The 6300-nt window shown below is 72.3% G+C and carries 5 protein-coding genes and 1 pseudogene; 1 reads left to right on the forward strand and 5 read right to left on the reverse strand.

What is annotated here, in order from left to right:
* The 5 genes from HMPREF3086_RS17095 to HMPREF3086_RS17115 form a co-directional block, all read right to left on the reverse strand.
* The coding region (locus HMPREF3086_RS17095) for an amidase family protein (RefSeq protein WP_246831039.1) at positions 1 to 691 on the reverse strand (691 nt) is incomplete at its 3' end.
* Entirely contained in the window at positions 688 to 2670 is a 1983-nt protein-coding gene (locus HMPREF3086_RS17100) for a 5-oxoprolinase/urea amidolyase family protein (RefSeq protein WP_061228594.1), read from the reverse strand. The genes HMPREF3086_RS17095 and HMPREF3086_RS17100, both read right to left, overlap by 4 nt.
* 59 nt (positions 2671 to 2729) lie before the next feature.
* Positions 2730 to 3374, reverse strand: a complete 645-nt coding sequence (locus tag HMPREF3086_RS17105) for an urea amidolyase associated protein UAAP2 (RefSeq protein ID WP_061228595.1) — start codon at positions 3372 to 3374, stop codon at positions 2730 to 2732.
* 11 nt (positions 3375 to 3385) lie between these two features.
* Positions 3386 to 4267, reverse strand: a complete 882-nt coding sequence (locus tag HMPREF3086_RS17110) for an urea amidolyase associated protein UAAP1 (RefSeq protein WP_070723145.1) — start codon at positions 4265 to 4267, stop codon at positions 3386 to 3388.
* A 6-nt stretch (positions 4268 to 4273) separates the two neighbouring features.
* On the reverse strand, positions 4274 to 5812 hold the full coding sequence (locus HMPREF3086_RS17115) for an amino acid permease (protein WP_070723148.1): 1539 nt from the start codon (positions 5810 to 5812) through the stop codon (positions 4274 to 4276).
* 201 nt (positions 5813 to 6013) lie between these two features.
* Between HMPREF3086_RS17115 and HMPREF3086_RS17120 the strand changes: the two are divergent.
* Positions 6014 to 6300, forward strand: a pseudogene (locus HMPREF3086_RS17120) (hypothetical protein); the annotation flags it as partial.

Below are 6300 nucleotides of genomic sequence, written 5' to 3' on the forward strand. Positions count from 1 at the left end.
CGAGCGGGGCGTCCGCGGGCCAGCTCCGCGTGCCGTCGCCGCCCGCCATCACGCCGGTCGCACGGGAGGCCGTGCGCACGTCGCGGGCGAAGATCGTCACGCAGTCGTAGCTCGCGCAGGCCGGGACGACGCCGTCGGTGGAGACCACGCCGAGGCTGGGCTTGATCCCCACGATGCCGTTGAGTGCGGCGGGGATCCGCCCCGACCCGGCGGTGTCGGTGCCGATCGCCAGATCGCAGATGCCCAGTGCGACCGCCACCGCGGATCCCGAGCTCGACCCGCCCGAGACGTGGTCCGGCCGGTGCGCGGCCCGCACGGCGCCGTAGGGACTGCGGGTGCCGACCAATCCGGTCGCGAACTGGTCGAGGTTGGTCACCCCCACCACCACCGCACCGGCCGCGCGCAGACGGGCGACGGCGACCGCGTCCTGCTCCGGGACGGAGGCGAACCCCGGGCACGCGGCGGTCGTGGGTATCCCGGCGACGTCGACGTTGTTCTTGACCGCCAGCGTCATCCCGGCGAGGGGCGCGCCGGCGGCGAGGGAGGCCGCCATGTCGGCGATGATCGCCTCCCGGTCGCGCACCTGCAGGAACACCTCCGGCCGGTCGGCCTCCGCGAGTCGGGTCAGCACGGCGTCGACCAGTGACGCGGCCCGGTCCCGGAGCGTGGCAGCCGTCGTCGCGGCGCTCATGCGCTGAGCTCCCCGCTGGCGGCCCAGCGCGCGAACTCCTCGGCACGGGCGTGCTCCATGCGGCGCCTCGCGGAGGCGATGGAGTCGGCCTCGCGCTCGCAGAAGGCGTTGTGCTCGGCCAGGGAGAACGTGCCGTCGGTGATGTCGACGCGCCCGCGCCCGGCGGCGGTGTCGGCCCGCAGGTCGGCCAGCTCCTCGGAGGTCACCGGGTACCAGGAGATGCGGTCGAAGTGCCGCAGCAGCCACGGGTGCTCGGCGTCGAAGCCCGGTGCCGGTTCCGGGTGTCGGTGGTTCCACACCTGGGTGGTGCGGCCCACGAACTGGTAGCCGCCGGGCCCCTCCATGCCGTAGATGCACAGGTACGCGCCACCGATACCCACAGAGTTCTCGGCGGTCCACGTCCGGGCGGGGTTGTACTTGGTCGTCACCAGGCGGTGACGCGGGTCCAGCGGCGTGGCGACGGGCGCGCCCAGGTAGACGTCCCCCAAGCCCAGGACCATGTATTCGGCCTCGAAGACGGTGCGGTACACGTCGTCGGCGGTCTCCAGCCCGTTCATCCGGCGGATGAACTCGATGTTCCACGGGCACCACGGGGCGTCGTCGCGCACGCCGTACATGTAGCGCTCGATCGCCTCCCGGGTGGCGGGGTCGTCCCAGCTCAGGGGGAGTCGGACGTGACGGCTCGGCACGACCAGCGACTCGGCGGCGGGCAGGGCGGCCTCGGCCTCGCGGAGGGCGTCCAGGGTCGACGACACGGTGCTGCGCCCGGGGGTGATCTTGACCTGCAGCGACCGGATGCCCGGGGTGAGGTCCTGCTGTCCGGGCACGGGGTTGGACAGCAGGTGCAGGTAGAGGGCGTGCGCGCGGGCGCGGAGCTCCAGGTCGAGCTCCATCCGCCCGTATTCGACCAGGACGTTGTCGTCCCCGCCTCGGCGGTAGGTGATCTCGGTGAGCCCGTCCGCGGTGTGCCCGCGGCCCAGCACGCCGTCGTCGCGGTCCCCGCCGTCGCCGAGGACGTACGGACGGCCCGCGCCCCGCGAGCCCCCGACGCCGACCCGGTCGGGCACGGCGTCCACGCGGACCCGCACGAACCGCACGGTGTCGCCCGGCGCCAGTTGCCCGAGCTTCCACCGGTCGCTGCTCACCACCGTGACCGGGCAGACGAAGCCGCCCAGGCTCGGGCCGTCCGGGCCGAGCAGGATCGGGGTGTCGCCGGTGAAGTCCAGCGCGCCCACCGAGTAAGCGTTGTCGTGGAGGTTTGACGGGTGCAGCCCGGCCTCGCCGCCGTCGGGCCGGGCCCACTTCGGTCGCGGCCCCTCGAGACGGACGCCCGTGCGGTCGGAGTTGAAGTGCACCGAGTAGGTGGACGCGTACAGCTCGTCCATCCCGGCGCGGGTGAGGAAGTCGGGAGCGCCGTGGGGCCCCTCGGCGACCGCGACGTGCCAGTGGTGGCCGATGGCGGGGATCTCCTCGGCGCAGATCCGGCGGGGTGTCGCGGGCCCGGGCTCACCGACGGCGAGCGTGTCCCCCGCGGTGAGGGCGCGGCCCTCGTGGCCACCGAACCGCCCCAGGGTGAAGGTCGACGACGACCCGAGGTACTGCTGCACGTCGATCCCGCCGCGCACGGCCACGTAGACGCGCATCCCCGGTCCGCTGATCACCGGGATGTCGAGCTCCTCCCCGGCCGCCAGGGGGACCGGTTTCCACTGGGCCACCGGCCGCCCGGCCACGGTGGGCCGCACGTGCGCGCCGCCCACGCACACCGTGACCGGGACGTCCGCCCGGAGCCGGAGGCCGCCGCGGGTGCACTCCAGGCCGGCGGCGCCCTCGGGATTTCCCACGGCGAGGTTCGCCAGCCGCAGCGACTGGTCGTCCATCGCGCCGGAGGGCGGGACGCCCACCCCCCAGTACCCGACGCGGCCGGGCCAGTCCTGGACGGTGGTGATGAGGCCGGGGGCGAGGATCTCGAGGCGGGTCATGGCGGGTGCTCCTGTGGTGACGGGTGGCGGGTCGGGCCGGCGCGATCAGGCCGCGGGGATCAGGCGGTGACGATCATCCGGACGGGCGTCGGGTCGAAGCCGTTGCACGGGTTGTTGATCTGCGGGCAGTTGGAGACCAGCACGATCACGTCGCGGTCGGCGCGCAGCGCCAGGCTCTTGCCGGGCGCGGACCGGCCGTCGACGATCCCGAGCGTCCCGTCGGCGTCGACGGGCACGTTCATGAAGAAGTTGACGTTGGGGACCAGGTCCCGTTTGCCGAGCCCGTGCCGGGCGCCCTCGCGCAGGAAGTTCTCCACGCAGGCGTGTTGGTGGCGGGTGTGGTGGCCGTAGCGCAGGGTGTTGGACTCCTGCGAGCAGGCGCCGCCGAGGGTGTCGTGGTTGCCCACCTCGTCGGCGGTGATGGTGACCAGCGGCTCGCCCGCGTCGTCGCGCAGGACGCTGCCGGTGGTGAGGAAGATCGAGCCCTGGGCCGCGACGGTCGCCGGTGCGCTGTAGCGGCGGGTGGCGTCGTGCGCGTCGTAGAAGAGGGTGTCGACGGCCTGGTTGCCCTCGAGGTCGACGATGGTCAGCGTCTGGCCCGCCTCCAGGACGTGGGACCAGGCGGCGCGGGCGGCCACGGTCTCGTCCGAGATCACGGTCGTGTTGGCGGGCACGATCCGGTCGGTGGTCGCTGTCTGTGTCATGGCGGTTCTCCTCAGGAGGTCGGGGCGAGAGCGGCGGCGCGGTGGGCGGCTTCGGAGTTGGCCAGGGCGCGCCAGTACTCCTGGTCCTGCTCGACGCCGGGGAAGGTGTCGGCGACCAGGGCGTCGAGGTCCCCCGGCGCGCTCCAGGCCAGGAGCTCCACCGTCCCGGCGTGGTAGTCCGGGGACGGATCGAGCGGGTGGTCGGCCACCGCCACGGCCAGCACGACCGGCAGATGGACGACGAGGTCGACCGCCGCGCCCGGGCCGGCGTTCCCGGTGGAGACGAGCGTGCCGTCGCCGTCGACCCGGACGCCGTGGAAGAACGACACCGGATGGGGCAGGTCGCGCTCGGCGAGACCGTGCTTGAGCCCGGCCAGCAGCAGGAGTTCACGCCCGGCCGGCGAGTCGGACTCCGGTGAGCCGGCCCCGTAGCGTGCCGTGTTCCCGGCGAGGGTCGAAGCCCCGCACAGCGCGTCGTGGTGGCCGGAGCCGTCCGCGACGATCGTCGCGAGCACCCGGCCCTGGTCCGACAGGATCGGATGGCCGGTCCCGAGGTAGGCCTGCCACGGCACCTTGACGGTGTCGGCGGTGTTGAGCCGCTCCCAGGGCGCGTCCGCGCGCCACATCATGAGCGAGGCGCAGGCCGTGCCATCCCTGTCGGTGAGTCGGATCCGGGTGCCCCGGGCCAGGGTCACCGCGGTGTACCGGCCACCGGGGATGGACTCTGCCCACGTCAGGCGGTCAGCCGGGACGTCCGTCGGAGGGTGGGGCCAGTCGGTGGCGGGGACGACCGGCATGGCGTCGGTGATCATGCCGGCCTGGGCGCGGGCGTGCTGGCGGGCACCCGAGGTGGTGGATGTGCCTGCGGGACTGGATGCGGTGGTGCTGGTCATGACTGGTCACTCTCCGATCTGAACGGGATTGGGGTGGGTCTTGCCGCGGGGGAAGCACAGGACGCCGAGCCCGACGACAGCCACGACGGTCGCCACGCCCGCCCACCGCAGCCACGGTGTCTCACCGGACGGGTCGAAGATCTCGGCCCGTGGCCAGGCGAGGTTGATGGTCATGAGCAGTCCGTACGCCACGGCGAGGACGTTGACGGGGATCCCCCAGCGGCCGAGCGAGAACAGGGGCCTGCCCTCGGCGTCGGTGAGCCGGGGGCCGTTCGGCCACCCCTTGAGTCGACGCATGAGCAGCGGTCCGGTCACGCAGAGGTAGGCCAGGTAGATGAGGATGATGCACACCGAGGCGAGCGTGGCGAAGATCGCGGAGTTGCCGACGTTGACCAGCAGGATGCCCATGCAGGCCAGTCCGATCAGAACGGACGGCGCGATCGGGGTCCCGGTCCGCGGGTGGACGCGCGAGAGAGTCGTCGAGAACGGGAGCCTGCCGTCGCGTGCCATGGAGAACATGAGCCGGGTGGCGGCGGTCTGGATGGCGAGGGTGCAGATGAAGATCGCGACGACGACGTCGGCGAGGAGCACCTTCCCCCAGAAGTTCCCGAGGACCGAGTTAAGTACGTAGGGAAGGCCCTCGGTCGCCAGACGCCCGTCGGTGAGGCTGGGCGCGGCCATGAGCGCTCCCAGGATCATCAGTCCACCGCCGATGGCGGAGACGGTCAGTGCCATCCGGATCGTCCGGGGCGCGATGCGGCGGGGATTGACCGTCTCCTCCGCGAGCTCGCCGGCCGAGCCGAACCCCACCATGACATAGGCCGCCATCAGTCCCGAGACCACCCAGGCCCAGATGTACCCGGGTTGATCCCCCATGCCCGCGGTGTCGAAGACGACCTGGGGGCCGCGGACCGCGTGGGTGAACAACGCGAGGACCACGGCGATCACACCGACGATCTCGCACGTCACGCCGATGTTGTTGACGTAGGCCATCCACCGGACGCCGATGGAGTTGATCACCGTGGTGATGACGAGCAGGACCGATCCCAGCAGGACGGCGTTCGTCGATCCGGATGGTGAGGTCAGCGCCGGGTCGTCGCCGATGATCTGGAAGCCGGACCAGATGCTCGGAAGGACGACCTGCAGGGCGATGGCCGCCGCCGAGGCGGTGACGATCTGGGCGAGGATCATGAACCACCCGCCGAACCACCCCACGATCTCCCCGCCCATCCGGCGGGACCACTGGTAGATCGCGCCCGAGATCGGGTACCTGGCCGCCAGTTCGGCGAAGCACAACGCCACGAGGAACTGGCCGGCGAAGACGATCGGCCAGGTCCAGAAGAAGGCGGGGCCTCCGAACCCGTACCCGAGGCCGAAGAGCTGGAAGATCGTCGTGAGGATGGAGACGAACGAGAACCCGGCCGCGAATGACGCGAACGTGCCGAGACTCCGATGGAGTTGCTGTTCGTAGCCGAAGTCTGCGAGGTCGTCGTGGTCGCCCCGGCACTGCGGAGCCGGGGCGGTGAGTCCGGTCGGATCGCTCATGTGGCGGATCTCCTCTCGGGGCGGGGGCGGTGCGACGGGCGGGTCGGTGCGACCCGGGATGCGGCGGCGCCGTTTCCTGTCAGGCGATAGTTTTCTCGCCGCGCATGACACCCGGGTTGCGCGATGTTTCGTTCCCATTAACAGGCCCTCACGCCGCCCCCGACCCCGCCCGCAGGGGCGCTGACGTGGTCGAATGTGCTCATGACAGCCGCCCGCCCAACAAAGGCCGACCGCCCACGCGCGTGGTCCGACGGGTTGCGGCGCGAGCTGGCCGCCCGGCTCGATCCGGCCGTGGCGACCGCGGTGTGGGTGACCGGATCGGTGGGTCGCTCAGAGGCCGTCCCCGGGAGCGATCTGGAATCCCTCGCCGTCGTCGTCGACCCCGACACCCGCGCGGTACGCCGCGCCGTGGCCGCCACAGACCTGTCGGGCGCGCCGTGGTTCGCCGAGACCTCCGCGGCGTCGGCCGCCGACCCCCGCCTGGTCCG

It is taken from the genome of Dietzia sp. HMSC21D01, assembly GCF_001815995.1.
GTDB classification, from domain to species: domain Bacteria; phylum Actinomycetota; class Actinomycetes; order Mycobacteriales; family Mycobacteriaceae; genus Dietzia; species Dietzia cinnamea.